We start from the raw sequence: 26,089 nt of genomic DNA, 5'->3' as shown, positions 1-26,089 counted from the left end.
ATGTTGCTTCTGGTCAGTTACGACGTCTCGACCGAAACCTCGGAAGGCCGCCGACGGCTCCGGCGAGTCGCCAAGGTCTGCCTCAACTACGGTCAGCGTGTGCAAAAATCGGTGTTCGAGTGCAAGGTCGAGCCGATGCAACTGGAAATCTTGAAGAACGACCTGCTGGACATCATCAATGAAGAGGAAGACAGCTTGCGGATTTACCGCATCGTAGAGCCGCTTGAAAAAAACGTCATGGAATTCGGCAAGTTCAAGGCGGTCGACTTTACGGATACCTTGATCGTATGAGTGCTCTGCCGATGCGCGAACTGGAAGCAATGGCAAAATGCCGGGACATTCGCGCAGACCATAAACTTATGACTTTATTCCCTTTCGTTGCCAAGAATTCAAAATTTCTTCCGGCTTTGACACTCCCGGTCCTCCCGTTCGCGCTTTCCTGCCGCTTTTTCCTGATTTATTCTTGCTTTGCCGAAAGGCTGTATCTCCCGGCTTAATAGCCGGGAGTGGATTGAAACTAAACGCTGAGTATTGACACAAAAATTTTTGTGTGGGTATCTCCCGGCTTAATAGCCGGGAGTGGATTGAAACATCAGCGCCTTCGATCACACGACAAACATGGTCAGGGTATCTCCCGGCTTAATAGCCGGGAGTGGATTGAAACTTGGGTTACGTGCTTCATGTGGTCCTCCGTATCGGTATCTCCCGGCTTAATAGCCGGGAGTGGATTGAAACTCGAGTCGGCGATACCTTCGCCACTAGCTACAGCGTATCTCCCGGCTTAATAGCCGGGAGTGGATTGAAACTCAGATAGGGGCGTATGGCTACGCCCAGCATCCTGTATCTCCCGGCTTAATAGCCGGGAGTGGATTGAAACGCAACGCCCGCCGTGTTGATCTCGTACAGCTTGTTGTATCTCCCGGCTTAATAGCCGGGAGTGGATTGAAACCCAGCTAAACCAAAGTTCAGAGCCCGGAGCGCGAGTATCTCCCGGCTTAATAGCCGGGAGTGGATTGAAACAGCATCTCGCGCAACGGACAGGACAACCCAATCATTGTATCTCCCGGCTTAATAGCCGGGAGTGGATTGAAACACGAATAATCGCAAAGAAAGTCCTGATAGGGGCAGTATCTCCCGGCTTAATAGCCGGGAGTGGATTGAAACTCCGATATCATGTGGGCGGCACGGAAGGCGGAGAAGGTATCTCCCGGCTTAATAGCCGGGAGTGGATTGAAACATACTTCCCGGCCGGCGAAATAGCGATGTTGACGTATCTCCCGGCTTAATAGCCGGGAGTGGATTGAAACTTGACAATGTTGCTTTGGTTATGCGGCTTCTGCAGTATCTCCCGGCTTAATAGCCGGGAGTGGATTGAAACATGAAATCCGGTATAAGCAGACAGGCGGTAGAATGTATCTCCCGGCTTAATAGCCGGGAGTGGATTGAAACAACATGGCCGAAACTCAAGGCATCCCCCCTGTAGAGTATCTCCCGGCTTAATAGCCGGGAGTGGATTGAAACAGCTACCGCCGAACCAGAAGCGGAGAAAACAGACGGTATCTCCCGGCTTAATAGCCGGGAGTGGATTGAAACGATTAACTACCCCAACAATCGTACCGTTATCGGCGGTATCTCCCGGCTTAATAGCCGGGAGTGGATTGAAACAGTTGGATAGAACATGAGCATCATAGATGACATCATGTATCTCCCGGCTTAATAGCCGGGAGTGGATTGAAACATGCTGCGGGAATGCCTACATTTAAGCGGTCGGCGGTATCTCCCGGCTTAATAGCCGGGAGTGGATTGAAACATTCTGTCGAGTTTATCTCTATGTTGGCCATGGTGTATCTCCCGGCTTAATAGCCGGGAGTGGATTGAAACATAGATAATATACGCGTAAAGGTATTGTATGTATGTATCTCCCGGCTTAATAGCCGGGAGTGGATTGAAACAACTGATTGGCTAGCGTTTTCTCGGCTAATTCATGTATCTCCCGGCTTAATAGCCGGGAGTGGATTGAAACCACGCCCTCGGTGCTCTTGATTTCCTGTACGACGGTATCTCCCGGCTTAATAGCCGGGAGTGGATTGAAACGAGCATCGCTACATAGAGCGGCACATCGTCGCGCGTATCTCCCGGCTTAATAGCCGGGAGTGGATTGAAACTCATTTTTTTCGTCTCCCCTTGTTTCGCCTCGGGCGTATCTCCCGGCTTAATAGCCGGGAGTGGATTGAAACTTTCGGGTCTCTGCACTCATACCGTTGAGTCCATGTATCTCCCGGCTTAATAGCCGGGAGTGGATTGAAACAAGAAGCTGTGTTGTCATAGGTATTTCTCATTTCCGTATCTCCCGGCTTAATAGCCGGGAGTGGATTGAAACATGGTGGCGACGGGCTGGACCGATGAGCAAAAACGGTATCTCCCGGCTTAATAGCCGGGAGTGGATTGAAACTCGGAAAACGCCGTTTATCAGGCCATCATTCTGGGGTATCTCCCGGCTTAATAGCCGGGAGTGGATTGAAACAGAAAACCAAGGCTGCATACCGCGATTGTCGGAAGTATCTCCCGGCTTAATAGCCGGGAGTGGATTGAAACTCCGGCGCTCGATTCGTCCCCTGAAACCTGATCGAGTATCTCCCGGCTTAATAGCCGGGAGTGGATTGAAACTCGACCGTGTCTGCAACTGCGTTGGCGATATGCCAGTATCTCCCGGCTTAATAGCCGGGAGTGGATTGAAACTTGCGTCTGTCCGCGCCAGTACCGTTTGAGCCAAGTATCTCCCGGCTTAATAGCCGGGAGTGGATTGAAACAAGCGTGCCATGCACGCGGCCCGATATTCTCTGCGGTATCTCCCGGCTTAATAGCCGGGAGTGGATTGAAACAATTTGTGCTCCCCCAGCTGCCGCAATGAGAAATGTATCTCCCGGCTTAATAGCCGGGAGTGGATTGAAACAGGTTTAACGCGGTCGTTTTGGGGCCATACAGCGAGTATCTCCCGGCTTAATAGCCGGGAGTGGATTGAAACATTTACAGCCGGGAAATAGAAATAAGCGGTTTGCGTATCTCCCGGCTTAATAGCCGGGAGTGGATTGAAACAGCGACGGCTCGGTTGCCAGATAGCCAAACATGGGTATCTCCCGGCTTAATAGCCGGGAGTGGATTGAAACGAGTATGTATTTGTCTACGGCTGCATCTACGATTGTATCTCCCGGCTTAATAGCCGGGAGTGGATTGAAACGTCGTAGAACACGACGGACACACCCTGTTCTACTCGTATCTCCCGGCTTAATAGCCGGGAGTGGATTGAAACGCCTCCGGATCGCGTGGAGGTCATGCGGGATTCCGAGTATCTCCCGGCTTAATAGCCGGGAGTGGATTGAAACAATTTCCGGCTCGACGACGCGGGCGATTTCCTGGGTATCTCCCGGCTTAATAGCCGGGAGTGGATTGAAACAGCCCGCCCCAGAGCGACAACACGACCACCCAGCCGTATCTCCCGGCTTAATAGCCGGGAGTGGATTGAAACTTTTTGGTGCTTATAGCTGTATCTCAGAAAAAGCGTATCTCCCGGCTTAATAGCCGGGAGTGGATTGAAACATGAATTACCGACTCCCTTAACCACCCCAACCAAGTATCTCCCGGCTTAATAGCCGGGAGTGGATTGAAACGCACTGGAGCCGGTTGTTATGAGTGACCACCTGACGTATCTCCCGGCTTAATAGCCGGGAGTGGATTGAAACGATCTCGTCGATCGCCGGATCCGGGGCGCCGCAAGTATCTCCCGGCTTAATAGCCGGGAGTGGATTGAAACGCGGTCTCCGCTACTGTCACATGGCCCACCAGAATGTATCTCCCGGCTTAATAGCCGGGAGTGGATTGAAACTTGAAGTTGGGAACGTCCTTCACCCGTCCCAGGTGTATCTCCCGGCTTAATAGCCGGGAGTGGATTGAAACACGATCACGGGCCCGAATGTGGTCTGGTACGGCGAGTATCTCCCGGCTTAATAGCCGGGAGTGGATTGAAACGCGAGCTGTAACCCGCCCTTGACCGCCGTCCGCGGTATCTCCCGGCTTAATAGCCGGGAGTGGATTGAAACACCCAGAACTTGCAGAACGTCGACTATGTCGAGCGTATCTCCCGGCTTAATAGCCGGGAGTGGATTGAAACCTCGTCGGCCGAGGTAAAGCGCCAATAGTCGGCGGTATCTCCCGGCTTAATAGCCGGGAGTGGATTGAAACACCGCGCTGATCTTGTTGTGCGCCAGGAATGTGAAGTATCTCCCGGCTTAATAGCCGGGAGTGGATTGAAACCAGTGCGGCTTCGTCGCTGCCCAGGGTTTTCGCGGCCGGTATCTCCCGGCTTAATAGCCGGGAGTGGATTGAAACGTTTTTCAGCCAATACGAAATGTGCTGCTGCTTGGTATCTCCCGGCTTAATAGCCGGGAGTGGATTGAAACACGATCACCGTGGTTACATCGATCAACGATATTAAGTATCTCCCGGCTTAATAGCCGGGAGTGGATTGAAACTGCTGCACGCCGCTGTCATCGATATACGTAATCGGTATCTCCCGGCTTAATAGCCGGGAGTGGATTGAAACTTTGAGCAACGGCTGATCTCGGGCGCCCATGCCGGGTATCTCCCGGCTTAATAGCCGGGAGTGGATTGAAACGTGAAACTTCCGAAGCGTTGCCACGCGATCAGAAGCAGTATCTCCCGGCTTAATAGCCGGGAGTGGATTGAAACATCCCGCCTATGCGCCCACCAAATTCCGAGTATGGTATCTCCCGGCTTAATAGCCGGGAGTGGATTGAAACTACATCATGCAGCAGGTGGACCAGCTCCGGAAAGACGTATCTCCCGGCTTAATAGCCGGGAGTGGATTGAAACGTCGAGATTTGGCTGTCCGGTGCCTGTCGGATTGAGGTATCTCCCGGCTTAATAGCCGGGAGTGGATTGAAACAGCCAGCACTCGCAGTAATACAAAACCGCCGCCTAGTATCTCCCGGCTTAATAGCCGGGAGTGGATTGAAACCACGGCAAATTGCGCCGGACCGCCCTTGCGCCAGCGTATCTCCCGGCTTAATAGCCGGGAGTGGATTGAAACTTGACAATGTTGCTTTGGTTATGCGGCTTCTGCACGAGTATCTCCCGGCTTAATAGCCGGGAGTGGATTGAAACCTCCAGCCGGATTTGTTCGTAAAACTCGATTGGGGTATCTCCCGGCTTAATAGCCGGGAGTGGATTGAAACATATCTCCTGTTCTGCCCGTCCGTGGGCGGTGGTGTATCTCCCGGCTTAATAGCCGGGAGTGGATTGAAACTCGATCGGTTTTTGCCGAGATAGCATAAACCAGTAGTATCTCCCGGCTTAATAGCCGGGAGTGGATTGAAACGTGATACCACGTCTGACTATGACCGTTAAATTCGTATCTCCCGGCTTAATAGCCGGGAGTGGATTGAAACGCGTGGGCTTTTTCTTTTGTTACTGTGGTCTATTGTATCTCCCGGCTTAATAGCCGGGAGTGGATTGAAACGCAGACGCGGCGACTACAGTAGCAGAAGCGGCGGTGTATCTCCCGGCTTAATAGCCGGGAGTGGATTGAAACGTTATGGCATGGCTTAATTTGGCCGTGGTCGGCGCGTATCTCCCGGCTTAATAGCCGGGAGTGGATTGAAACTTTAAAGCCCTGCCCGAACGGTTCGAGCGGCAATGTATCTCCCGGCTTAATAGCCGGGAGTGGATTGAAACTATTGGCCATCGCGATTCTGAGCGCAACCCATAGGTATCTCCCGGCTTAATAGCCGGGAGTGGATTGAAACAACGGAAAAACTCGTTAACGAGTTAGGTAATAACGTATCTCCCGGCTTAATAGCCGGGAGTGGATTGAAACCTCGGCCCCATCAACCAAAGGCGCGGGGCTATCGGTATCTCCCGGCTTAATAGCCGGGAGTGGATTGAAACCTGTCTCTATGAAGAAAGAAACCGTGCCACGCCTCGTATCTCCCGGCTTAATAGCCGGGAGTGGATTGAAACCTACTAAAGATCCTTGATTATTCGGTAGAGGAAGTATCTCCCGGCTTAATAGCCGGGAGTGGATTGAAACTATATCGGGCTGGATCTATCGGCGAGAAATGACCGTATCTCCCGGCTTAATAGCCGGGAGTGGATTGAAACCTCTTCGGCCTGCCGACGCGCCGTTTCTGCGTCGTATCTCCCGGCTTAATAGCCGGGAGTGGATTGAAACTTTGGTTGATGGGGCCGAGAACGTCACGCCGGAAGTATCTCCCGGCTTAATAGCCGGGAGTGGATTGAAACTTTATTAGGTCGCGGTTTTCATGATTTGATCCAGAGTATCTCCCGGCTTAATAGCCGGGAGTGGATTGAAACAGGAAGGAATCTAATAGCCGGTTTTTGGTCGCAACAGTATCTCCCGGCTTAATAGCCGGGAGTGGATTGAAACTTCACCAGGGAAATACCAACATCCCAGTCGAGACCGTTAAGGAAGCTCTGATCAAGTCCTTCGACAGGCTCAGGACGAACGGTAATGTATTGATTCCGTTCGTGGTGAGCCCTTCGACTCGGCTCAGGACAGGCTTGTCGAACGCTCTCCTGAGCCTGTCGAAGGGGCATGAACGGAATCCACTTGTTCAGAGCTTCCTTAAGACGTGAGGCGCGGTGCGAGCAAGATGGGGAGGTAGCGCACCAGAAACAGCAGATAGGCCGCGACCCAGAACCCTATCGCGGCTAACATGGGTAGACCATCCGGTTGCGCGAAAAGCCGGAAAACGGTTCCGAGGGTCATCATTGCGAAAGCGGCGGTCATCGAAGGAAAGGCTCGCAATGGCCGTCCGGTGTGGCCGAGCGCGACTCGAGCCGCGACACCCAGAATCATCGTGCCGATAGCCCCGTAGCCGAGCGCATGCAGACCGCTATCCCAAAGTCCCGGATGATCGAACAGCAGACTCGTTCCGAGCAAGGCCAGCCCGATGGGTATCCAGGCATAGCCGACGTGCAGAATCCAGAGCAGCGGTTCCGGATAGGCCAGCCAACCGCGCCATCGAGCGAGGCGGATGAACTGGAATACGGACGCAATGACGCCCAGTGAGCCGATTTCCGCCGAGTGGGGCCAAAAAACGAAGCCTAGGGCAAACAACAGGCTTACCGCGACGGTGGTGCCCTCGAATCGGTCGAAGGGAGGCAAACTTGTCCCGAGCTGAGGACGATTCAGACGCAGCCAGTTCTGAGTGAAGCTGGGAATGATCCGGCCGCCGATCAGCAGGATCATGCCGATCACGAGACATAACCCGATGCGCAATGCGGCCTCCTGTCCCGCCACATCGCCGGATGCCACGAAGAAGAAATATGCCTCGGTTGCGAGAAATGCAAATAGCAAACCCAGCACTTTATAGTTTCGGGTATTCCGGACCGCGATGACCTCGCGGGAAACGAGCGCCAGCATTCCTCCCCAAAACAGGACACTGGCCGAAGCCCATAAACTGCTGCCGAAAAGACTTGGAAGGAAAGCGCCTATCCGGGCCGCGCCCCAAAGCACACACAGTATCATCAGTGGCGTTCCCGCAACCGGAGGCCGGCCGGTCCAGGTAGCGACGGCTGTCAATAAAAACCCCGCAATCGCTGCTCCGGCGAACCCGAAGATCATTTCATGCCCGTGCCGAACCGCGGCGGGCAATGCATCCGGCCAGGCCAGGACTCCGCTAAGGTGAAGCCCCCAAGCCGAGATAGCCAGAACGGCGTAAACACCCACCAGCAGGAAAAAGGCGCGGAAGGCATAGCTGAACAAAACGCGGGAATCGAAATGGATAGGGTCCATAAATCAGTCGCTCCAATGTACGATACCTTAAGCCAAAGGCGAGGATAAGCGCTTCAAAAGATACTCCGCCAAAGCCACCGCACTGTTGTGCTCGGTGTCGCGAGCGCTGTAGAGCAAGGTGATCCTTCCGCGAGCGGCAGCCTCCAGGAGCGGCCGGAGCACCTCGGGGTTTCGGTCCAGTTCGGTAAAATAACGCCGCCTGAATTCGTCCCATTTTGAAGGGTCATGGCCGAACCAGCGCCGCAGATCGCCGCTCGGTGCCGCCTCTTTGATCCAGGCCGTCATCGCCAACGCCTCTTTTTTGATTCCTCTCGGCCAGAGCCGCTCGACCAGGAAGCGTTCTCCATCGCCAGCAGCCGGCATCTCGTAGACCCGTTTCACACTTACCATGAAGACTCCTCGCGAAACCACGAAATCGATGGCAACTAACATACAGTCAGCCGGCCGCGCGAAATGCTTGAGGCTGACAGCAACGTACGTCGAGTGCGCTAATTGCCTTATAATAAGCCCCACGTCCCGTCCGCCCCGAACCACCTCCCCAATACCTAGCTAACTATCATGTCGGATAATCTGATTTACAAGGTCGTCTTTATCAATCAGAACCAGGTTTACGAAATGTATGCCAAGCGGGTTTTCCAGGGCGAGATGTTCGGATTCGTGGTGATTGAGGATTTTATTTTCGGCGAGACCACATCCGTGGTCGTAGATCCTTATGAAGAGAAGCTAAAGACGGAATTTGCCAATGTCCGGCGCTCATTCATTCCGATGCATGAAATCATTCGCATCGATCAGGTGGAACGCCGCGGGACCGCCAAGATCATTCCCCTCGATCGGGAGGCGGGTCAATCGGGCAAAGTCACGAAGTTTTACGTGCCGGACAAGTCGTAGCGCACACGTTTGTCGGCAAAGGATTGCCGACCTACAAGTGAGTTACTTGACGACCTTGAGCACCGGCTTTTTCTTCGTGCTAGGTGTCTGAGGCGCGGAATCGGCGGGTGGAGGCGTGTCGTCATCTCCCTCATCGTCGAAAATCATTCCTTTTCCGTTTTCTTGCGCATATATAGCCAGAACTGCGCGCATCGGGACGGTTATTTGCATCGGCGTTCCGCCGAATCGGGCACCGAACTCGACCTCTTGATTACCCAGAGACAAGCCGTGCACGGCTTGCGGCCGCAAATTCAGCACGATCTTTCCGTCTTGAACGTACTGCCTGGGCACGACGACACCCTGCGCCTCGGCATCGACGAGCAGATAGGGCGTGAATTGGTTATCGACTATCCAGTCGTATATCGCTCGTATCAAATACGGCTTGAGCGAAGTCATCAGGCACTCAGCGGCTCGGCAAAAGAGGTTAAATCCCGCTCTTGTTCACTTAAACTGGCTTGAAACGCATCGCGCTCAAACAAGTGTCGAGCATAGGCCGTAATCGCCTCCGCCTGTTTCGGCAGATCTATGCCCAACGTGGGCAAGCGCCAAAGCAGCGGAGCGAGCGTACAGTCTACCAAAGAAAATTCGTCACTGAGAAAATAAGGCTTGGAAGCGAATGCCGGAGCCGCGGCAATAAGACTGTCCCGCAGCAGTTTCTTCGCTTTGGTGTCCTTTTTATCCTCCGAACTTTCGATTTCGTCCAGCAATCGGTACCAATCCTGGTCGATACGATGGACCAACATGCGAGCCCGCGCTCTCGATACGGGGTCCATGGGGTGCAACGGCGGATGAGGAAAACGTTCGTCCAAGTATTCCATGATGATCCGGGACTCGTACAGCACCAGATCGCGGTCCACCATCGTCGGGGTGTTCCCGTGGGGATTCAGCGCAAGCAATTCTTCCGGCGGCTGATTGGCATCGACATATTCGATATCCGCCGCAATTCCTTTTTCGAATAAAACAATCCGTGTTCTGTGGCTATAGGCGCAGGTCGGGGAACAAAAAAGCGTCATTACCGATTTGCGACTGGCAGTGGTTGCCACGCTGAACACCTCAAGAAAGACTAAAAGGTTCCGGTTGGAAAAAATTAACGGTTGGCGCACCGGCCTCCGCCGGGAAAAGTCGTTCGCTGCGAGCGCCTACGAACATCATCGGTTTCCAACCGGCCGGCCGCTCATTTTACCATTAAACCTCAATGAATATTCTTCCAATATTCTTTCTTCAATCGGTACATGATTACCGCCAGCACCACTAGGAATAAGATGACGTATTTTCCGAGCGGAAGACGTTGGAGCTTGGAAGGCTCCGACACATATGCAAGAAAGTTGACGATGTCCGTCAGGGCTTGGTCGAATTCCTTAGGCGGCATCTCGCCTTTCTTGACCAGCCGAACGTCGATGACCGCATCTGCGCCATTGATCTTCTTGATCACAGGCTCTTGGGTGCCTTGCAGCTCCCATAAGACATTGGGCATCGCTACGTCTGGAGAAACCAGATTGTTTACCCCGAACGGCCGCTTGGGATCGGTATAAAAGCCTTTGAGATAGCTATAGACCCAATCCCCGCCCTTGGCCCGCACGACGAGAGAAAGATCGGGCGGCGCCACGCCGAAGGCGTTTTCCCCATCCTCCTTACTCATTGCGGTCTCGAGATAGTCGTGAATTTTGACGTTGCCGAACATGAACTCGCGTCGCATGGTGTCCTCGCTGAGCTCCAGGTCCTTGGCGATCCGCGAGTAGCGAATCTGCTTCGCGGAATGGCAACCCATGCAGTAGTTGGCGAAGAAGCCGGCTCCTCTCCGAACCGAATCGGTATCGAAAATATCCACATCGGCGTCCAAGAGTGGCTTTACCGGATCTACCGCAGACGCAGCAAAAGAAAATAACAACAGTGCTATGCCGAATGCCGTTTTCATTCTTATTTGCTTCCGTAAGTTTTCAGCCATCCGGTTACCGCCGATAGCCGTTCTTTTACGTTTTGATAATAGGGATGGGCTCCAACAGCCTCTAACCGCGCTTTCACATTCCGATAGAACGCACTGGTCCGGACTGCCTCCACGCCGCGTTCGACCATCCGCCAATGCTTGCCCTCGCGCTTGCTTAGCGGAATGACGGGTTCGGCCAAGCGTTCGGGTACCGGTTTGGTTTTTTCAAAACTCGGATAAAACGGCATCAAAAGCAGGAAAGCGAAATAAATGATCGTGAACAGCCGAGCAAAAGCCGTTGCAGTCGGCGTGACGGGCTTGGTTCCGAGTATGCCGAGTCCGAAAAAACTCACCACGAACAACGCCAGCGCGATTTTAAAAATCCCCCCTCGGTAGCGGATCGATTTCACCGGCGAGCGATCCAGCCACGGCAGCAAGAACAGCAGAACGATCGATGCCCCCATCGCCATGACGCCGCCCAGCTTATTCGGAATCGCGCGTAACACCGAGTAAAACGGCGTGAAGTACCATACCGGCTGAATATGCTCGGGCGTCGCCGCCGGATTTGCCGGTTCGAAGTTCGGATGCTCCAGGAAATACCCGCCCACTTCCGGCATGTAGAAGATGACGATCGAACAGACGATCAGGAAAATGACCGCGGCGTACAGATCCTTGACGGTGTAATACGGATGGAACGGTATGCCGTCGATCGGAACGCCGTTTTCGGCCTTCTGTTTCTTGATCTCGATGCCGTCCGGATTGCTGGAACCCGTGGTCCGCAGGGCGACCAGGTGAAACACCACCAGAATCAGGATGGCCAGGGGAATCCCGACGACGTGGAGCGCGAAAAACCGGTTCAAGGTCGCATCGGCGACCACGTAATCGCCCCGGACCCATATCGCGAGGTCTTCGCCGATGACCGGAATCGCACCGAACAGCGAGATGATGACCTGCGCTCCCCAGTAGGACATTTGCCCCCAAGGCAGCAGATAGCCCATGAAGGCTTCCGCCATGAGGAGCAGGAAAAGCGTCATGCCGAACAGCCAGATCAGTTCCCGAGGCTTCTTGAAAGAGCCGTAGAAGATCGCCCGGAACATGTGAACGTAGATGACGATGAAAAACATCGACGCGCCCGTCGAGTGCATGTACCGGAGCAGCCAGCCGTAATCGACATCGCGCATGATGTATTCGACCGAATCGAACGCGAGTTCGGCCGAGGGCTTGTAGTGCATCGTCAGAAAAATCCCGGTCAGGATCTGATTGACGAGTACGAGTATCGCCAGGGAACCGAAGAAATACAGGAAATTGAAATTCTTCGGAACGTAGTATTCAGTGAGCTGGCTTGTCCAGAGCTTCGTGACCGGAAACCGCTCGTCCAACCAATTCAAAAGAGCTTTTGCTTTTTCCGAAGCCATCTCGCCTACTCCTCGCCGCCGCTCATACCGATTACGATGCGCGTATCGCCTACAAAGTGATAAGGCGGAATTACCAGATTGGTCGGTGCCGGAACCGCCTTGTACACGCGTCCCGCCAAATCAAAGCGAGAGCCGTGGCAGGGGCAGAAAAATCCGCCCTTCCAGTCCGGCCCCAAGTCGGCGGGTGCAACTTCGGGACGATAGACGGGAGAACATCCGAGGTGGGTGCAGATGCCGACAGCGACAAAAATCTCGGGCTTGATGGACCGAAACTCGTTAGTCATCGCTTTCGGCTGTTCCGACTCTTTCGACCGGGGATCACGCAACTGATCGTCGAGCGTCGGCAGGATCGCCAAGCTGTTGGGAGTTCTGTTCAATATCCAAACCGGCTTGCCCCGCCACAAGACGCGAATCAATTGTCCCGGCTCGATCTTGCTGATATCGACTTCCACCGGAGCCCCCAAGGCTTCCGCCTTGGCACTGGGCTTCATCGACGAGATGAACGGCGCCGTTGCGGCGCCGGTGCCTATGGCGCCGATAACCACCGCCGCCTGGGTTAAAAAACGGCGTTTGTCGATATCCACGCCTTCAGTAGTCATGCCAACATCTCCCGAGTACCCCTCTAAGCTAGGTCTTATCGTTTTCAATTGTATTTGGTTCTAATTCCGGAACCCGCCAGTTCCATATCGTTGAATCGTTATAGTTGACAATGCGTTTCTCCAGGGGGGAGGATTTTGTTTGAGAAAGGCTCAGAAAGCAATAGCACAGGATATATGCCCTACGAAGCCAGAACGTTCGCAAGTGCCTTAAGGAATTTGCGATTTTCCTCCGGCATTCCGATGGTTACACGCAAACACCCCACCAGCCGGCCGCCGGAAGGGTGCAGATTCTTGATCAAGACGCCCGAATCTTTCAGCTTCCGAAACACTTGATTGGCATCGTGCCGCAACAGCCTGAACAAGATGAAATTAGCGTCGCTCTGATAGACCTGGACACCGGAAAGCCGGCCAAGTTCTTCGTATAAGTACTGCCGATCCTGCAAAATGAGCCCCACCTGAGCCTCTAGCACACTCCGCTTCTCGATGGCGAATTCGGTGCTGATTTGGGTCAATACGTTGACATTGTATGGCAGCCGAATCTTGTCGAATTCGTCTATCCAGGCCTTGGCACCGGCCAAGAAACCCAAGCGCAGCCCCGCCAGCCCCAATTTGGACAGTGTGCGCATGACTAGGAGCCTATCGAATTCCGCGAGTCGAGGCATGAAGCTGCGCCCCGCATAGGCCGTGTAGGCTTCGTCCAAGACCACCAATCCCGGAGCTATTTGCAGGATTTCGGCGATATCGTCGGTATGGAACAAATTGCCGGTCGGGTTGTTGGGGTAGGCCAGAAAGATCACGGCAGGTCGATGCGTCTCGATCGCCGCCCGCATCGCGTCCATGTCCAGAGCAAAGTCCGCTTCCCGCAAGGGTACGCCTACAAACTTGAGCCCCAAGCAGGACGCGATCTGCCGGTACATGACGAAAGTCGGCTCGGGCGCCAAAACCGTCGCGTCGCGTCCTTGCAGTGCCATGAGAATGATCTGAATGATTTCGTCGGAACCGTTCCCCATCAGGAGATCGGCTTCCTCGGGCACCCCGTAAGCTTCGCGCAACTTGGCTTTGAGCCGGTTGCACGAGGGGTCGGGATAGCGATTCGGCTGAGCTTCGCGGAGCCGGGCCAGCCATTCCTCGACCATGTCATCCGGCCACGAATAAGGATTTTCCATGGCATCCAATTTGACGTAACCCGAAGAATCCGGAACGTGATAGGCCGACAAAGCCAGTATTTCCGGTCTCAGCAAGGAACGGACCTTGCTCGCGAGATCGCTCATGAGCGTTCTACGATCCGGTATTCGGCGGAACGGGCATGGGCCGTCAGTCCCTCGCCTCGTGCCAGCACGGACGCGGTCCTCGCCAATTGGTCGGCGCCTTGCGGTGAGCAGAAAATCAGGCTGGACCGCTTTTGAAAGTCGTAAACGCCCAAAGGCGACGAAAATCTGGCGGTCCCCGAGGTGGGCAACACGTGATTGGGGCCGGCGCAATAATCGCCCAAGGCTTCCGCCGTATAGCGGCCCATGAAAATGGCGCCGGCATTGCGGATTTTGGTAGCCAAACTTTCCGGATCTTCCACGGAAAGCTCAAGGTGCTCGGGCGCGATGCGATTCGCCACCTCCGCCGCCTCGTCCAGATCCCGGACTTCGATCAGAGCGCCGCGGCGGGACAGCGAGGTCCGGATGACTTCGGCCCGCTCCATGGTCGGCAACAGACGGCGTATGCTCGCTTCCACCGCATCCAGATGAGCGCGGTTCGGACTGACCAGTATCGCCTGGGCATCCTCGTCGTGCTCGGCCTGCGAAAAAAGGTCCATGGCAATCCAGTCCGGGTCGGTGCCGCCGTCGCTGATGACGAGAATTTCCGACGGGCCCGCCACCATGTCGATGCCCACCTGGCCGAACACCAGCTTTTTCGCGGTAGCCACGTAGATATTGCCGGGGCCGACGATCTTGTCGACGCGCGGCACCGTGGCGGTGCCGTAAGCCAGCGCCGCCACCGCCTGCGCGCCGCCGATCCGAAATACGCGGTCTATGCCGGCAAGATAAGCGGCCGCGAGAACCAGGGGATTGGTCTCGCCGCCCGGAGTCGGAACCACCATGACGATCTCCGGCACGCCGGCCACCTTCGCCGGAATGGCGTTCATCAATACCGACGATGGATAAGCCGCCTTTCCGCCGGGCACATAGACGCCGACCTTGTCCAAGGGCGTCACTTGCTGTCCCAGCACCGTGCCGTCGGGTTCCGCATAGCGCCAGGAGTCCATCTTCTGGCGCTCGGCGTACAGCCGGATGCGATCCCCGGCCTTCATCAACGCCTCGGCCGATTCGGCGGGCAAACCGTCCCACGCCTTTTTCAGCTCGTCGCGCGACAGTTCGAGACCCGAGGCGTTCACCGCGTCGAAACGGTCATAAAGACGGGTGAGTTCTATCAGCGCGGCATCGCCCTCCTTCCGGATACGCGCGATGATGTCCATCACCCGCGCGTGAATCGCCGCGTCCTCGGCTTCGTCCCAGGCCAAAACCGCGTCCAGACCCTTCGCGAAATTCGCTGACCCCGCTTCGAGACGGGTAATCGAGATATCCAACATGGTGCTTACCCCGCTTGCTTGCTGCGTTCGCTGACGACTTGCCTCAATTCTTCGACGAAGGACGTGACCTCGCGGTGCTTCATCTTCATCGCGGCCTTGTTGACGATGAGCCGGCTGCTGACGTCCATGATCAGATCGCGCGGCTCGAGTCCATTGGCCTTCAGCGTGTTTCCGGTGTCGACGAGATCGACGATGCAGTGGGCCAAACCTACGAGAGGCGCCAGTTCCATAGAACCGTAAAGCTTAATGATATCCGCCTGAATGCCGCGGCTGGCGAAATAACGGTGGGTAGTTTTCACATATTTGGTCGCCACCCGCAATCGACCTCTCGGCACGGGCGCCGAATCCTTCATGGCCGCCGTCATCAATCGGCAGCGGGCAATGCCCAGATCCAGCGGCTCGTACAGCCCTTGGGCATCGTACTCGACCAATACGTCCTTGCCGGCGATTCCGAGATCGGCGGCTCCGTATTCCACGTAGGTGGGCACGTCGGTAGCCCGGATAATCAGGAACTGAACATCCTCGCGATTGGTCGGCAGGATCAGCTTACGGCTCTTGTCCGGATCCACGGTCGGAGCTATCCCGACCTGCGCCAGCAGCGGGAGCGCCTCCTCGTAGATACGTCCTTTCGATATGGCTAGAGTGAGCATGCGGGGCGTTTCAATTGGGTATGCGGCGTATCTCCGCGCCGAGCTGCGATAGCTTCTCTTCGATGCACTCGTATCCGCGATCGATATGATAAATCCGGTCGACGATGGTCTGGCCTTCGGCCACGAGTCCGGCCAGCACCAGGCTTGCCGAAGCCCTCAAATCGGTGGCCATGACCGGTGCAGCCGTCAGGTTCGGCCTGCCCTGAACGATGGCGGTATTGGATTCCAGCTGGATGTCGGCCCCCATGCGCTGCATTTCGTGCACATGCATGAACCGATTTTCGAACACGGTCTCGGTGATCACGCCGACGCCCTCGGCAACCGTGTTCATGGCCGTGAATTGCGCCTGCATATCGGTCGGAAACGCCGGATAGGGCGCGGTGCGCAGCGATACCGCTTGCGGCCGATTGCCCTGCATGTCGAGTTCGATGGTCGAATCGGTACACGTGATCAGCGCCCCGGCCTCGCGAAGCTTGGCCAAGACCGCGTCCAACAAATCCGGGCGGGTATTCTTCAATTTAACCCGGCCGCCGGTCATGGCGGCGGCCACCAGATACGTGCCGGTCTCGATGCGGTCCGGCAGGATACGGTAGTGCAGCCCGTTGGCGGATAGGGATTCGACACCTTCGATTTCCATGATGTCGGATCCCGCGCCGTAAACTTTCGCGCCCATCTGATTGAGGAAATTGGCCAAATCCACCACCTCGGGCTCGCGCGCGGCATTTTCGATGATGGTCGTCCCTTTCGCGAGCACCGCCGCCATCATGAGATTCTCGGTGCCGGTAACCGTAACCTGATCCAGAACCAGGCGGCAACCTTTGAGACGCTTGGCGCTGGCGTGAATATAGCCGTTCTTCACATTGATATCGGCTCCCATTGCGGCCAGACCGTGCAGGTGCAGATTCACCGGCCGGCTGCCGATGGCGCAACCGCCGGGCAGCGAAACCTCGGCACGGCCGAAGCGCGCCAACAAGGGCCCCAAGACCAGAATGGAAGCCCGCATGGTCTTCACGAGCTCGTAAGGCGCGAAAAAATTCTCGATCGGTCCGGAATCCACCTCGATATTGAGCTTTTCGTCCACCATCAGGTGCACTCCCATGCGCCCGAGCAATTCCATGGTGGTGGTAATGTCGTGGAGATGCGGAACGTTGCCGATGATCACGGGCGTTTCCGACAACAATGCACCCGCGAGTATCGGCAATGCAGCGTTCTTGGCCCCCGAAATGCGCAGCTCCCCATGAAGAGGTTTGCCGCCGGTAATAAGAAGCTTATCCATTGTTTGTATATGTTTTTGCTAGTCCGAGATCGATCGATCGACCGCGTCGGTTGAGTCGACGGAAATCAAGTGCTCGATACCGCTGACTCGAGCGATCGCCATGACATGCTGTGGAAGATGCACATAACGCAGTTCTGTCCGGGCTTGCGCCGCCTGCCGCATCCACTCCACCATAAGAGCGACGCCGGCGCTGTCGACGCGGGAGACCCCCCCCAAATCGAACGAAAGCCTGGACGCATCCCGGAAGACGGCCAAAGTCTTCTTCAGCACATCCGCTACGGTCGAAAAGCTCAGCTCGCCCTCGAGCCTGTAGCGGCCTTGACCTTCATCGATAAATTCGAATGGGACGGGGGATTCAGCCATAACGAGCATCGCGTAATTCCGGTATTACTCGGAGGACGTGGCAGCCCCGCCACTCGCTCCGCCGCCTTCCGCTTTGTTGAACAGGAAACGGCTGATGACCTGCTCGAGCACGATCGCCGATTGAGTCAGTTCGATTTCGTCGCCGTCGGCCAGGTGCTCTTCCGCGCCGCCGGGCGACAGACCGATATATTGCTCGCCCAACAGACCGGCCGTAAGTATGCTGGCACTGGTGTCGATCGGAAGCGTGTCGTATTTCGGATCGATCCGCATCTCCACCACGGCTTCGTAGGTTTGATTGTCGAACGATATGGCGCTGACCCGTCCCACCGTGACACCGGCCACCGATACCGGAGCCCGAACTCGCAGACTGCCGATATTTTCGAAGCGCGCGACGATCCTGTAGCTGTCATCGTTGCTCCGCAGTTCGGCGAGATTGCTGACCTGCATAGCTAAGAAAAACAAAGCGATCAAACCAACGGCAACGAACAAACCAACCCAGATCTCGATTGCTTTCGATGACTGCATCAATCCCCCCCGAACATTAAAGCTGTCAGCACGAAATCCCACCCGAGCACGGCGAAGGCCGAATAAACGACCGAGCGCGTGGTCGCCCGGCTGACCCCTTCGGAAGTGGGCACGGCATCGTAACCTTCGAACACCGCAATCCAGGTGACGATGACCCCGAATACCGCGCTTTTGATGAGACCATTAACGATATCATCGTAAAAATCGATTCTGCTTCTCATCTGAGACCAGAACGCACCCTCGTCCACCCCGAGCAACCCGACGCCGACGAAATATCCCCCCATGACGCCGATCATGCTGAACAGCGAGGCCAACAGAGGCATCGACAAACAGCCGGCGAAAAAGCGTGGTGCGATAATGCGTTTTAACGGATCGACCGCCATCATTTCCATTCCGGAAAGTTGTTCGGTCGCCTTCATCAAGCCTATTTCCGCGGTCAAAGCGGAACCCGCTCGCCCCGCAAACAACAAGGCCGTGACCACCGGCCCCAGTTCCCGCACCAAAGAGGCCGCCACCATCACGCCCAAGGTCTGCTCCGCCCCGAAATCGGAAAGTACATTGTAGCCCTGAAGCCCCAATACCATGCCGACAAACAAGCCGGAAACGCTTACCAACAGAATGGTGAGCACCCCCACCGAATAAACCTGCGCCAGCAGCAGGCGAATGCGCCTCAGTATTTCAGGCAGCCCCGTTAGGACATGGCAGATGAACAAATTGGCCCGACCCAACTTTTGCATCGTGCCCAGGGTCGCGTGTCCAAGTTGCTGGAATGGGGCTAACATGGGATTTTCCGAATAAATGACGGTCTATTTCAGGCAGGCGGATTGAGTAAATCGGCCGCATAATCGGGCGCTGGATAATGAAACGGCACCGGACCATCCGCCAAACCTTCCATAAACTGTAGGACCCAAGGCGACTCCGAATGACGGATCGCGTCGGGCGTGCCTTGGCCGACTACCTTGCCCTCGGAAATAAGATAGATGTAATCGGCAATGGATGCGGTTTCTTCGACATCGTGGGATACGACGATGCTGGTGAGTCCCAGTTCCCGGTTCAGGTCGCGTATCAGCTTCACCAGCACGCCCATGGAAATCGGGTCCTGTCCGGTAAACGGCTCGTCATACATGATCATCATGGGATCGAGCGTAATAGCCCGCGCCAATGCCACCCGCCTGGCCATGCCTCCGGAAAGCTGCGCCGGCATCAGGTCGCGAGCGCCCCTTAAGCCTACCGCTTGGAGTTTCATCAAGACCAGAGTCCTGATCATGGACTCGGGCAGTTTGGTATGCTCCCGGAGCGGAAAAGCGACGTTTTCGAATACGTTGAGATCGGTCAGAAGAGCGCCGGTCTGAAAGAGCATCCCTATTTTTTTGCGAAGCTCGTACAAACGACCGAGCGATAGCTCGTGCACTATGCGCCCGTCCACGGTGATAGTGCCGCTGTCCGGCCGCAGTTGACCGCCGATCAGTTTCAGGAGAGTGGTCTTGCCGGTGCCGCTGGGCCCCATGATGGCGGTAATCTTGCCTCTGGGGATGTCCAGATTGACGCCATCGAAGATCTTGCGGCTGCCGCGGCTGAACGTGAGGTTTCTGATAGAAACTAGAACTTCGCCACCCGCATTCCCGCCAGCCATGTTTTGATGAAGCGCCACTTAAATCGGTCGGAAAAATGGCGTATTCTGGCCAGCTATGACGCGTGAGTCAACTTTGAAGCGGCTGCAATGGATCTGACAACCCATTCGAGCCCCTGCCGATTAGTCCGTCCGGGGCGCCGCATCAAAGGAATCTTAATAAAAATCCGCAAACGCGAAATGGCGCTGAGAAACATTCTTCGCAAGTTCATCCTGACGTTCGTCGCCCTCACCGTTATCCCCGTCGCCCTGCTTCGCTGGCTTCCTCCGCCGACCAGCGCGTTCATGCTGCGCGCGCAATTTCTGGCGCTTATCGAAGGAAAACCGGGATTCCGGCCGCGCTATAACTGGGTTTCCTGGGACCACATTTCGCCTTATGCGAAAGTCGCCGTGATCGCCGCCGAAGACCAGTTGTTCGACCGGCACTATGGTTTCGATCTGAACGCTATCGGCCAAGCCTGGAAGCATAACCAGCAGGGTAAGCACGTCCGGGGCGCCAGCACGATTTCCCAGCAAGTCGCCAAGAATCTGTTTCTTTATCCGGGGCAAAACTACTTCCGCAAGGCCTTGGAGGCTTATTTCACTGCGTTGATTGAATTGATGTGGCCGAAGCGGCGGATACTGGAGGTTTACCTGAATATCGCCCAATTCGGCGAAGGAATTTACGGCGTTTCGGCCGCCGGGAAAGCCTTTTTCGCCAAATCGGCATCGAAACTCAACCCGAACGAAGCCGCCCTGCTCGCCGCCGTTCTGCCCAACCCCGTGCGTTTACGTGCGGACAAACCTTCGGCTTATGTGATGCATCGCCGGTTATGGATACTAAGACAGATGAAGCAGCTGGGAGGGTCGGATTATTTGCGGAATGTCGACAGCCAGACTCGGGCAAAAGCGGGTTTAACGTAACCCGCCTTTGCCGAGTGTTTCAGAAGAGGATCAGATCCCCAGGTTGCTCAAGGCAACCATCAAGTCGTTGAGAATGCCGGTAATGCGGGGATGTTCGACTTCGAACTGCGAAATCGCTTCTTTCATGTCATCCACCAAATGCAGGTGATGCTCGTCTTCCGATGCCTCGAGCCGCCGCTCGAGATCGGCAAGCAGCGTTTCCAGCCGAGCCCTCACTTCCGGGTCGCTGGTATTCAGATGTTCAATCTCGGTGCGCAGGTTGAAAAGCGCTTCGCTTATTTCTTTCTCAGTCATGGGATCTTTTCCTCAAACCCGTCGTTTTCCGCAAATCGTAACACAGGCCGCCGTCCGCTCAAGCCATCGCCGCCCTGAAGAACTCCGGCGCGACGAAAGCTGCCTTATGGATCTCGGCGTTGTAGTAGCTCGTTGCAAACGGTTTGTTTCGGGCATCGGCCTCGCGGAAATGGGTCAGACCCGATTTTCCCGCCAGGGTCCCGCTCCACCAGCCAGATGGATAGATGAACTGAGGAAAGAACAAGGTGCGCGTTTCGGGAAATCCCGCCTGGCGCATGGTCTTGTGCATGGCCTCGATCAGCGGCATGTGGAACAGCGGCGATTCGCTCTGCTGGGCGAGAATCCCGTCCTTGCGCAGGCAACGGAAACACTCGCGGTAGAACGCCTCGTTGAATAAGCCCTCGGCCGGCCCCACCGGATCGGTGCTGTCCACGATGATGAGATCGACGCTGTCGGCCGCCGCATCCTTTACCCACTGAATGCCGTCGATGAAGAGCAGCTCGGCGCGCGGATCGTCGTTCGATTCGCACAACTCCGGAAAATACCGCTCGGCAAGCCGGGTCACCCGCTCGTCGATCTCGATTTGAACCGCCCGCTTGACCTCCGGGTGTTTGAGCACTTCCTTGAGGCTCCCGCAGTCGCCGCCGCCGATGATCCAGACGGTTTCCGGATTCGGATGGGTGTATAGCGCCGGATGGGTCATCATCTCGTGATAAAGAAAATTATCCCGATCGGACACCATCGTGCAGCCGTCGATGACCATGAGCGTGCCCAGCCATTCAGTCTCGTAGATCTCGATGCGCTGAAACGGCGTCTGCTCCTCGTGGAGCTTATCAGTCACCTTCAAAGAGAGCGCGCTCCCGTGTTTCGGATAAACCTCGGTAAACCAGTTTTCGTCGCTCAGCATGGTGTTCCTCGCAATGGAAAAATCGGAGGATTTTCCACATAATTCAACCTTTTTTAAAGAGCTTGGCCACCGAAATGAGTTGGAGTCTAGAGCAGGCGGTCGATACCTACGCCATCGAGCACTGGGGAGAAGGCTACTTCGGCATCAATGACGAAGGCCACGTGGTCGTCCGTCCGACCAAGAATCCGGTGCAAGGCACGGTGGATCTCTTCGAAATCGCCCAGGCGGTACGCCAGGAAGGCTTGTCGCTGCCGGTCCTGGTGCGCTTCACCGATATCCTCCGCGACCGCGTGGGCCTGCTGCACAAGGCCTTCGAAAAGGCTCGCCACGAGCACGATTATCGAGGCAGCTATACACCGGTCTATCCGATCAAGGTCAATCAGCAGCGGAGCGTGGTCGAGGGCATTTTAAAAAATGGTCATACGTCAGTCGGCTTGGAAGCCGGCAGCAAATCGGAACTTCTGGCCATACTGGCCTTATCCGATGCCGGCACGGTAATCTGCAACGGCTACAAGGACCGATCCTACATCCGCCTGGCCTTGATCGGACTCAGCCTGGGACTGAACGTCTTCATCGTCATCGAAAAGCTGTCCGAACTGGAGCTGGTGCTTTCCGAATCGCGAGATCTGGGGATTGCGCCGCAATTGGGCGTCCGGATCAGACTGTCCAGCATCGGCGCCGGCAAATGGCAGAACAGCGGCGGCGAAAAATCGAAGTTCGGTCTGCACGCGAACGAACTCCTCAAGCTGATCGTCAAATTGCGAGAAGCCGGCGGACTCGAATGGCTCAAACTGATGCATTTCCACATGGGCTCGCAGGTCGCGAACATCAACGACGTCAAGACGGCGCTGCGGGAAGCCAGCCGCTATTACGCGGAATTGCGGGAACTCGGCGCCCATCTCGCCTGGGCCGACGTGGGCGGCGGACTCGGCGTCGATTACGAAGGCACCCATTCGGTCAGCGACTGTTCCATCAATTACAGCATCGACGAATACGCCCACAGCATCGTGCGCGCCTTTTCGGAGGCCTGCGCCGAATACGGTTTGCCGCATCCTAACCTGATCACCGAATCCGGACGTGCGATGAGCGCACATCATGCGGTGCTGATCACGAATATCATCGATATCGAATCGGTGGCCGAAGACGGAAGCCCTCCGGCCGAAATCAAGGCAAAACCCTTGCAGGACCTGGCCGACCTGCTCCGCGCCCTGCCCCAGGAGTCGCCGCTGGGCGTGTATCACGACGCGCAATTCGATCTCGCCGAAGCCCGAGCGATGTACGTGCAGGGCAAATTGAGCCTGGCCGAACTCGCCGATGCGGAACGGCTCAACGCAGCCATTTGCCATGCCGTTCATAGGCGCCTCGACATCCGTCTCCGCGCCCATCGCGAGCTGATCGACGAACTCAACGAGCGGCTTGCCGACAAGGTGTTCTGCAATTTCTCGCTGTTCCAGTCCATGCCGGACGCCTGGGCGATCGCACAGGTGTTTCCGGTCATGCCGCTGCAGCGCCTGCACGAGGAACCCACGCGCCGCGCGGTGATCCAAGACCTGACCTGCGATTCCGACGGCCGGATCAATACCTACATCGATCGGCAGAGCCTCGAAGCCACCCTGCCGCTGCATACCCACAAGCCGGGCGAACCCTATCTCATCGGCATCTTCCTGGTCGGCGCCTACCAGGAAATTCTGGGGGACATGCACAATCTGTTCGGCGATACTCATTCGGTCAACGTCGAACTCGATGGAGCCGGCGGCTACCGTTTCATCCAGCCCATGCGGGGCGACGGCGCCCACGACCTGCTGCGCTATGTGCATATCGACCCGGAAGAATTGGAGCGCGCCTATCGCAAGAAGCTGGTCGAGGCGCGGATCCCCTCCGAACAGCGCAAGCGCTTCGAGAGCGAGTTGATCGCCGGCTTGCGAAGCTACACCTATCTCGAGGAGTAAACGGCATTGAACACCGAAGGCAAAAAGGACATTAGGGCGGGCTTCATCGGTCTCGGCGCGATGGGCACTCACATGGCGCGAAACGTGGCCAAGGGCCGTTATTTGGCTTCCGTCTGGAACCGCACCGAAGCCAGCGCGATAACGCTTTCTCAAGAATTGGGCGTACAGTGCGCCGTCTCGCCCGCCCTGCTCGCCTCGCACGTCGACGTGACTCTAATTTGCGTCTCGGCCGATGCCGACGTGCTGGAGGTGATACACGGCATGTTACCGGCGCTGCGCCCGCACACAGTGGTGATCGACATGTCCACTGTGAGCAGCGATACCGCGCGAGAAGCCGCCAGGCTGGTTGAAAGCAAGGGCGCGGATTTTCTCGATGCGCCGGTGACCGGCGGCGTCGAAGGCGCGAAGAACGGGACCCTAGCGATCATGGTCGGCGGCAAGCTCGAGACCTTGGAGCGAATTCTGCCGGTACTGGAAACCATGGGCAGCCGGATCGTTCACATGGGCGACGTGGGTGCCGGCCAGGCGGCCAAGGCGGTGAACCAGATCATGGCGGCCGGCATCAACGAGGCCGTGACCGAAGCCATGGCATTCGGAGCGGCGCTGGGACTCGACATGCGCAAGGTCATCGACGTCGTTTCCGGCGGCGCGGCCGGAAACTGGTTTCTGGAAAAGCGCGGACCGACCATGACCCAAGGCGTGTTCAAACCCGGCTTCAAGCTCGCCCTGCACCAAAAGGATCTGAAAATCTGCAAGGGCATGGCGGACAAGCTGGGGCTCAAGCTCCCGGTCACCGAAATGGCCATGACCGATTACGCCAAGCTCATCGCGGACGGCCACGGCGACGAGGATATCTCGGCCCTCTATCGTCTCAAGCGGCCATCGCCGTGAATTTCGCACGAACAGCCTGGCTCAGGATCCATCTTTATCTCGCGCTGGGCGGCGGTTTTCTATTCGTCCTGCTGGGGCTCAGCGGAAGTCTCAGCGTCTATCGCGAGGAACTGGACGAACTTCTCAATCCTCGGCTGACGGTCGATGAGCCGAAAGGGGGATACCTCCCCTTGGACCGCATCATGGCGGCGGTGCGGGAGGCGCATCCTGATCGATATGGCGCGTGGGTACTGGAAATGCCGCGCTCCCGCAACGGCATGATCACCGTCTGGTACGAAAAACCCTACGAGACTTTTGGCGAGTTCTATGCGCCTCTCATGGTCTCGGTGAATCCGTACACGGCCGAAATCGTAGCCAGCCGATTCTGGGGCCGAACGGCGGCGACCTGGATATATGACCTCCATACTCAACTGCACTTCGGACGGTTCAGGTGGAACGCCGTCGGCATCCTGGGGCTGTTACTGGTTGCCTCGGCAAGCACCGGCCTCTATCTCTGGTGGCCGGGATTCAGCCGGCTTCGCCGAAGCTTTGTGATCCGACACGACGCCGGCCTGGCACGACTCGCTTTCGACCTGCACCGCACGCTCGGTCTGTTCAGCGCCGTTGTCCTGCTGTTGCTGGCTTTCACCGGATTCCATCTGGCTTATCCGAGCCTGCTGGAAACGATGCTCGGGGCTTCGGAGATGGGCCACGGCGACGAGGGTCCGGAAATCATCAGTACCGGCGCTCCAAATGGTCGCCCCGTCGGCCTGGCCGAGGCGGTTCTGGTCGCACGGGGCCTATTTCCGCACGCCGAAGTGAGGCGCGTCGCGACGCCAGCCGGGGAAAACGGCACCTACCGCATCAATTTGCGGCGCTCCGGGGATGCCAACATCAGACACCCGGCAACCCTGGTCTGGGTCGACCGCTGGAGTGGGCAGATTCGTGAGGTGCGCAATCCTAATAAGTTCAGCAGTGGGCAAGCTTTTATCAGCCGTATCTGGCCCTGGCACACCGGCGAGGCTTTCGGCGCGACGGGCCGCTTCGTCTGGTTCTGTGTCGGCCTGATGCCGCTCGTGCTTTATGTAACCGGCCTATTGCACTGGCTGCACCGGCGCGGTTCGATCGCGGATAGGGAGATCGATCTTTCGACACTTCGGCCTAAGCTGGAACTCGCCTGGAGCGCTTTTTTGCGCCAGTCGGCGGACCTTCTCCGCTTTGTCCGCATCTTGGCAGGGTGGGCTCTGGTGCGATTGATGCGCCTCGCCCAATGGGGCAAGCGGCGCTATCTGGATTGAGGTTCGACGAGGACTCCCTTGGCACGTCGCTTTGATGGGTTACGGCGCACTCGCAGCGCATTAGAGCGTTTTTCATGTCGGTGTACGGATTCGTGTCGGGAAGGAAGAGTGTAGGTCGGCAATCCCTTGCCGACAAAGCCCTTT

At 56.4% G+C, this 26,089-nt stretch carries 23 protein-coding genes and 1 CRISPR repeat array; of the genes, 6 read left to right on the top strand and 17 right to left on the bottom strand.

Annotated elements, in window-relative coordinates; translation table 11 throughout:
• The gene (gene cas2, locus ACR2R1_RS21575) at nucleotides 1-291 is read left to right on the top strand and encodes a CRISPR-associated endonuclease Cas2 (protein ID WP_077731135.1); all 291 of its coding nucleotides are present in this window, start codon (nucleotides 1-3) and stop codon (nucleotides 289-291) included.
• A gap of 190 nt (nucleotides 292-481) precedes the next feature.
• Nucleotides 482-6,463: direct repeats of the CRISPR family, unit length 37 nt; unit sequence GTATCTCCCGGCTTAATAGCCGGGAGTGGATTGAAAC.
• Between the two features lie 198 nt (nucleotides 6,464-6,661).
• On the opposite strand, the gene ACR2R1_RS21570 is transcribed toward cas2, so the two are convergent.
• Together ACR2R1_RS21570 and ACR2R1_RS21565 are read right to left on the bottom strand one after the other, a co-directional pair.
• The gene (locus ACR2R1_RS21570; protein WP_077728106.1) at nucleotides 6,662-7,834 is read right to left on the bottom strand and encodes an NnrS family protein; all 1,173 of its coding nucleotides are present in this window, start codon (nucleotides 7,832-7,834) and stop codon (nucleotides 6,662-6,664) included.
• 27 nt (nucleotides 7,835-7,861) lie between these two features.
• Complete coding sequence (locus tag ACR2R1_RS21565; protein ID WP_077728136.1) at nucleotides 7,862-8,224, bottom strand: DUF488 domain-containing protein; 363 nt, start codon at nucleotides 8,222-8,224, stop codon at nucleotides 7,862-7,864.
• 168 nt (nucleotides 8,225-8,392) lie between these two features.
• Between ACR2R1_RS21565 and ACR2R1_RS21560 the strand changes: the two genes are divergently transcribed.
• Nucleotides 8,393-8,722: a DUF1820 family protein gene (locus ACR2R1_RS21560; protein ID WP_077728105.1), complete on the top strand. Its 330-nt coding sequence runs from the start codon at nucleotides 8,393-8,395 to the stop codon at nucleotides 8,720-8,722.
• 42 nt (nucleotides 8,723-8,764) lie between these two features.
• Here ACR2R1_RS21560 and ACR2R1_RS21555 read toward each other — a convergent pair whose 3' ends face one another.
• From ACR2R1_RS21555 to ACR2R1_RS21495, 13 genes are all read right to left on the bottom strand, one after another.
• Nucleotides 8,765-9,157: a ClpXP protease specificity-enhancing factor gene (locus tag ACR2R1_RS21555; protein ID WP_077728104.1), complete on the bottom strand. Its 393-nt coding sequence runs from the start codon at nucleotides 9,155-9,157 to the stop codon at nucleotides 8,765-8,767.
• Nucleotides 9,157-9,774, bottom strand: a complete 618-nt coding sequence (locus tag ACR2R1_RS21550) for a glutathione S-transferase N-terminal domain-containing protein (protein ID WP_156879550.1) — start codon at nucleotides 9,772-9,774, stop codon at nucleotides 9,157-9,159. Before ACR2R1_RS21550 ends, ACR2R1_RS21555 begins: the two co-directional genes overlap by 1 nt.
• Before the next feature lie 179 nt (nucleotides 9,775-9,953).
• Nucleotides 9,954-10,676, bottom strand: coding sequence for a cytochrome c1 (locus tag ACR2R1_RS21545; protein ID WP_077728103.1), 723 nt, complete (start codon nucleotides 10,674-10,676; stop codon nucleotides 9,954-9,956).
• A 2-nt stretch (nucleotides 10,677-10,678) separates the two neighbouring features.
• Entirely contained in the window at nucleotides 10,679-12,100 is a 1,422-nt protein-coding gene (locus tag ACR2R1_RS21540) for a cytochrome b (protein WP_077728102.1), read from the bottom strand.
• 5 nt (nucleotides 12,101-12,105) lie between these two features.
• Complete coding sequence (petA, locus tag ACR2R1_RS21535; protein ID WP_077728101.1) at nucleotides 12,106-12,699, bottom strand: ubiquinol-cytochrome c reductase iron-sulfur subunit; 594 nt, start codon at nucleotides 12,697-12,699, stop codon at nucleotides 12,106-12,108.
• Between the two features lie 179 nt (nucleotides 12,700-12,878).
• Entirely contained in the window at nucleotides 12,879-13,970 is a 1,092-nt protein-coding gene (hisC, locus tag ACR2R1_RS21530; RefSeq protein ID WP_133716578.1) for a histidinol-phosphate transaminase, read from the bottom strand.
• Complete coding sequence (gene hisD / locus ACR2R1_RS21525) at nucleotides 13,967-15,280, bottom strand: histidinol dehydrogenase (protein ID WP_434111864.1); 1,314 nt, start codon at nucleotides 15,278-15,280, stop codon at nucleotides 13,967-13,969. The genes hisC and hisD overlap by 4 nt, the downstream gene beginning before the upstream one ends.
• A gap of 5 nt (nucleotides 15,281-15,285) precedes the next feature.
• Nucleotides 15,286-15,930 carry an ATP phosphoribosyltransferase gene (gene hisG / locus ACR2R1_RS21520; protein WP_156879546.1) on the bottom strand — a complete coding sequence of 215 codons (645 nt, stop codon included), beginning with the start codon at nucleotides 15,928-15,930 and terminating at the stop codon, nucleotides 15,286-15,288.
• Nucleotides 15,931-15,940: 10 nt separating this feature from the next.
• A complete protein-coding gene (murA, locus tag ACR2R1_RS21515; protein ID WP_077728097.1) occupies nucleotides 15,941-17,206 on the bottom strand; it encodes a UDP-N-acetylglucosamine 1-carboxyvinyltransferase in 1,266 nt (421 codons plus the stop codon).
• Between the two features lie 18 nt (nucleotides 17,207-17,224).
• Entirely contained in the window at nucleotides 17,225-17,569 is a 345-nt protein-coding gene (locus ACR2R1_RS21510; RefSeq protein WP_166642485.1) for an STAS domain-containing protein, read from the bottom strand.
• 24 nt (nucleotides 17,570-17,593) lie between these two features.
• The gene (gene mlaD / locus ACR2R1_RS21505) at nucleotides 17,594-18,094 is read right to left on the bottom strand and encodes an outer membrane lipid asymmetry maintenance protein MlaD (RefSeq protein ID WP_077728095.1); all 501 of its coding nucleotides are present in this window, start codon (nucleotides 18,092-18,094) and stop codon (nucleotides 17,594-17,596) included.
• Nucleotides 18,094-18,876 (bottom strand): lipid asymmetry maintenance ABC transporter permease subunit MlaE, encoded by a 783-nt coding sequence (gene mlaE / locus ACR2R1_RS21500; RefSeq protein WP_077728094.1) that lies wholly within the window; start codon nucleotides 18,874-18,876, stop codon nucleotides 18,094-18,096. The genes mlaD and mlaE overlap by 1 nt, the downstream gene beginning before the upstream one ends.
• Before the next feature lie 29 nt (nucleotides 18,877-18,905).
• Nucleotides 18,906-19,727 carry an ABC transporter ATP-binding protein gene (locus ACR2R1_RS21495; protein ID WP_077728093.1) on the bottom strand — a complete coding sequence of 274 codons (822 nt, stop codon included), beginning with the start codon at nucleotides 19,725-19,727 and terminating at the stop codon, nucleotides 18,906-18,908.
• Nucleotides 19,728-19,904: 177 nt separating this feature from the next.
• Between ACR2R1_RS21495 and mtgA the strand changes: the two genes are divergently transcribed.
• Nucleotides 19,905-20,627 (top strand): monofunctional biosynthetic peptidoglycan transglycosylase, encoded by a 723-nt coding sequence (gene mtgA / locus ACR2R1_RS21490; protein ID WP_210023797.1) that lies wholly within the window; start codon nucleotides 19,905-19,907, stop codon nucleotides 20,625-20,627.
• 30 nt (nucleotides 20,628-20,657) lie between these two features.
• Here mtgA and ACR2R1_RS21485 read toward each other — a convergent pair whose 3' ends face one another.
• Nucleotides 20,658-20,921 carry a DUF4404 family protein gene (locus tag ACR2R1_RS21485; protein WP_077728091.1) on the bottom strand — a complete coding sequence of 88 codons (264 nt, stop codon included), beginning with the start codon at nucleotides 20,919-20,921 and terminating at the stop codon, nucleotides 20,658-20,660.
• Nucleotides 20,922-20,979: 58 nt separating this feature from the next.
• Complete coding sequence (gene speE, locus ACR2R1_RS21480) at nucleotides 20,980-21,828, bottom strand: polyamine aminopropyltransferase (RefSeq protein WP_086135251.1); 849 nt, start codon at nucleotides 21,826-21,828, stop codon at nucleotides 20,980-20,982.
• A 74-nt stretch (nucleotides 21,829-21,902) separates the two neighbouring features.
• Here speE and speA point away from each other — a divergent pair, with 74 nt between their 5' ends.
• Genes speA through ACR2R1_RS21465 form a run of 3 tightly spaced genes read left to right on the top strand, consistent with a single transcriptional unit; the run spans nucleotide 21,903 to nucleotide 25,945 of the window.
• Nucleotides 21,903-23,777, top strand: coding sequence for a biosynthetic arginine decarboxylase (gene speA / locus ACR2R1_RS21475; protein ID WP_156879545.1), 1,875 nt, complete (start codon nucleotides 21,903-21,905; stop codon nucleotides 23,775-23,777).
• A 30-nt stretch (nucleotides 23,778-23,807) separates the two neighbouring features.
• The gene (locus ACR2R1_RS21470; protein WP_434114292.1) at nucleotides 23,808-24,668 is read left to right on the top strand and encodes an NAD(P)-dependent oxidoreductase; all 861 of its coding nucleotides are present in this window, start codon (nucleotides 23,808-23,810) and stop codon (nucleotides 24,666-24,668) included.
• The gene (locus ACR2R1_RS21465) at nucleotides 24,665-25,945 is read left to right on the top strand and encodes a PepSY-associated TM helix domain-containing protein (protein WP_434111859.1); all 1,281 of its coding nucleotides are present in this window, start codon (nucleotides 24,665-24,667) and stop codon (nucleotides 25,943-25,945) included. Before ACR2R1_RS21470 ends, ACR2R1_RS21465 begins: the two co-directional genes overlap by 4 nt.
• Nucleotides 25,946-26,089 lie beyond the last annotated feature (144 nt).

Origin of the sequence: Methylocaldum sp. GT1TLB (genome assembly GCF_051027445.1) — a bacterium.
Classification (GTDB): Bacteria; Pseudomonadota; Gammaproteobacteria; order Methylococcales; family Methylococcaceae; genus Methylocaldum.
This window is presented reverse-complemented; position numbering and strand designations above follow the sequence as displayed.

Excerpts from the sequence above, each read along its gene's own strand:
- ACR2R1_RS21495 (WP_077728093.1), bottom strand. The coding sequence starts at position 19,727 with ATGGCTGGCGGGAATGCGGGTGGCGAAGTTCTAGTTTCTATCAGAAAC.
- mtgA (WP_210023797.1), top strand. The coding sequence starts at position 19,905 with ATGGCGCTGAGAAACATTCTTCGCAAGTTCATCCTGACGTTCGTCGCC.
- ACR2R1_RS21565 (WP_077728136.1), bottom strand. The coding sequence starts at position 8,224 with ATGGTAAGTGTGAAACGGGTCTACGAGATGCCGGCTGCTGGCGATGGA.
- petA (WP_077728101.1), bottom strand. The coding sequence starts at position 12,699 with ATGACTACTGAAGGCGTGGATATCGACAAACGCCGTTTTTTAACCCAG.
- ACR2R1_RS21560 (WP_077728105.1), top strand. The coding sequence starts at position 8,393 with ATGTCGGATAATCTGATTTACAAGGTCGTCTTTATCAATCAGAACCAG.
- hisG (WP_156879546.1), bottom strand. The coding sequence starts at position 15,930 with ATGCTCACTCTAGCCATATCGAAAGGACGTATCTACGAGGAGGCGCTC.
- ACR2R1_RS21570 (WP_077728106.1), bottom strand. The coding sequence starts at position 7,834 with ATGGACCCTATCCATTTCGATTCCCGCGTTTTGTTCAGCTATGCCTTC.
- hisD (WP_434111864.1), bottom strand. The coding sequence starts at position 15,280 with ATGTTGGATATCTCGATTACCCGTCTCGAAGCGGGGTCAGCGAATTTC.
- mlaD (WP_077728095.1), bottom strand. The coding sequence starts at position 18,094 with ATGCAGTCATCGAAAGCAATCGAGATCTGGGTTGGTTTGTTCGTTGCC.
- ACR2R1_RS21550 (WP_156879550.1), bottom strand. The coding sequence starts at position 9,774 with ATGACGCTTTTTTGTTCCCCGACCTGCGCCTATAGCCACAGAACACGG.
- ACR2R1_RS21510 (WP_166642485.1), bottom strand. The coding sequence starts at position 17,569 with ATGGCTGAATCCCCCGTCCCATTCGAATTTATCGATGAAGGTCAAGGC.
- ACR2R1_RS21540 (WP_077728102.1), bottom strand. The coding sequence starts at position 12,100 with ATGGCTTCGGAAAAAGCAAAAGCTCTTTTGAATTGGTTGGACGAGCGG.
- cas2 (WP_077731135.1), top strand. The coding sequence starts at position 1 with ATGTTGCTTCTGGTCAGTTACGACGTCTCGACCGAAACCTCGGAAGGC.
- ACR2R1_RS21485 (WP_077728091.1), bottom strand. The coding sequence starts at position 20,921 with ATGACTGAGAAAGAAATAAGCGAAGCGCTTTTCAACCTGCGCACCGAG.
- ACR2R1_RS21545 (WP_077728103.1), bottom strand. The coding sequence starts at position 10,676 with ATGAAAACGGCATTCGGCATAGCACTGTTGTTATTTTCTTTTGCTGCG.
- hisC (WP_133716578.1), bottom strand. The coding sequence starts at position 13,970 with ATGAGCGATCTCGCGAGCAAGGTCCGTTCCTTGCTGAGACCGGAAATA.
- murA (WP_077728097.1), bottom strand. The coding sequence starts at position 17,206 with ATGGATAAGCTTCTTATTACCGGCGGCAAACCTCTTCATGGGGAGCTG.
- mlaE (WP_077728094.1), bottom strand. The coding sequence starts at position 18,876 with ATGTTAGCCCCATTCCAGCAACTTGGACACGCGACCCTGGGCACGATG.
- speA (WP_156879545.1), top strand. The coding sequence starts at position 21,903 with ATGAGTTGGAGTCTAGAGCAGGCGGTCGATACCTACGCCATCGAGCAC.
- speE (WP_086135251.1), bottom strand. The coding sequence starts at position 21,828 with ATGCTGAGCGACGAAAACTGGTTTACCGAGGTTTATCCGAAACACGGG.
- ACR2R1_RS21555 (WP_077728104.1), bottom strand. The coding sequence starts at position 9,157 with ATGACTTCGCTCAAGCCGTATTTGATACGAGCGATATACGACTGGATA.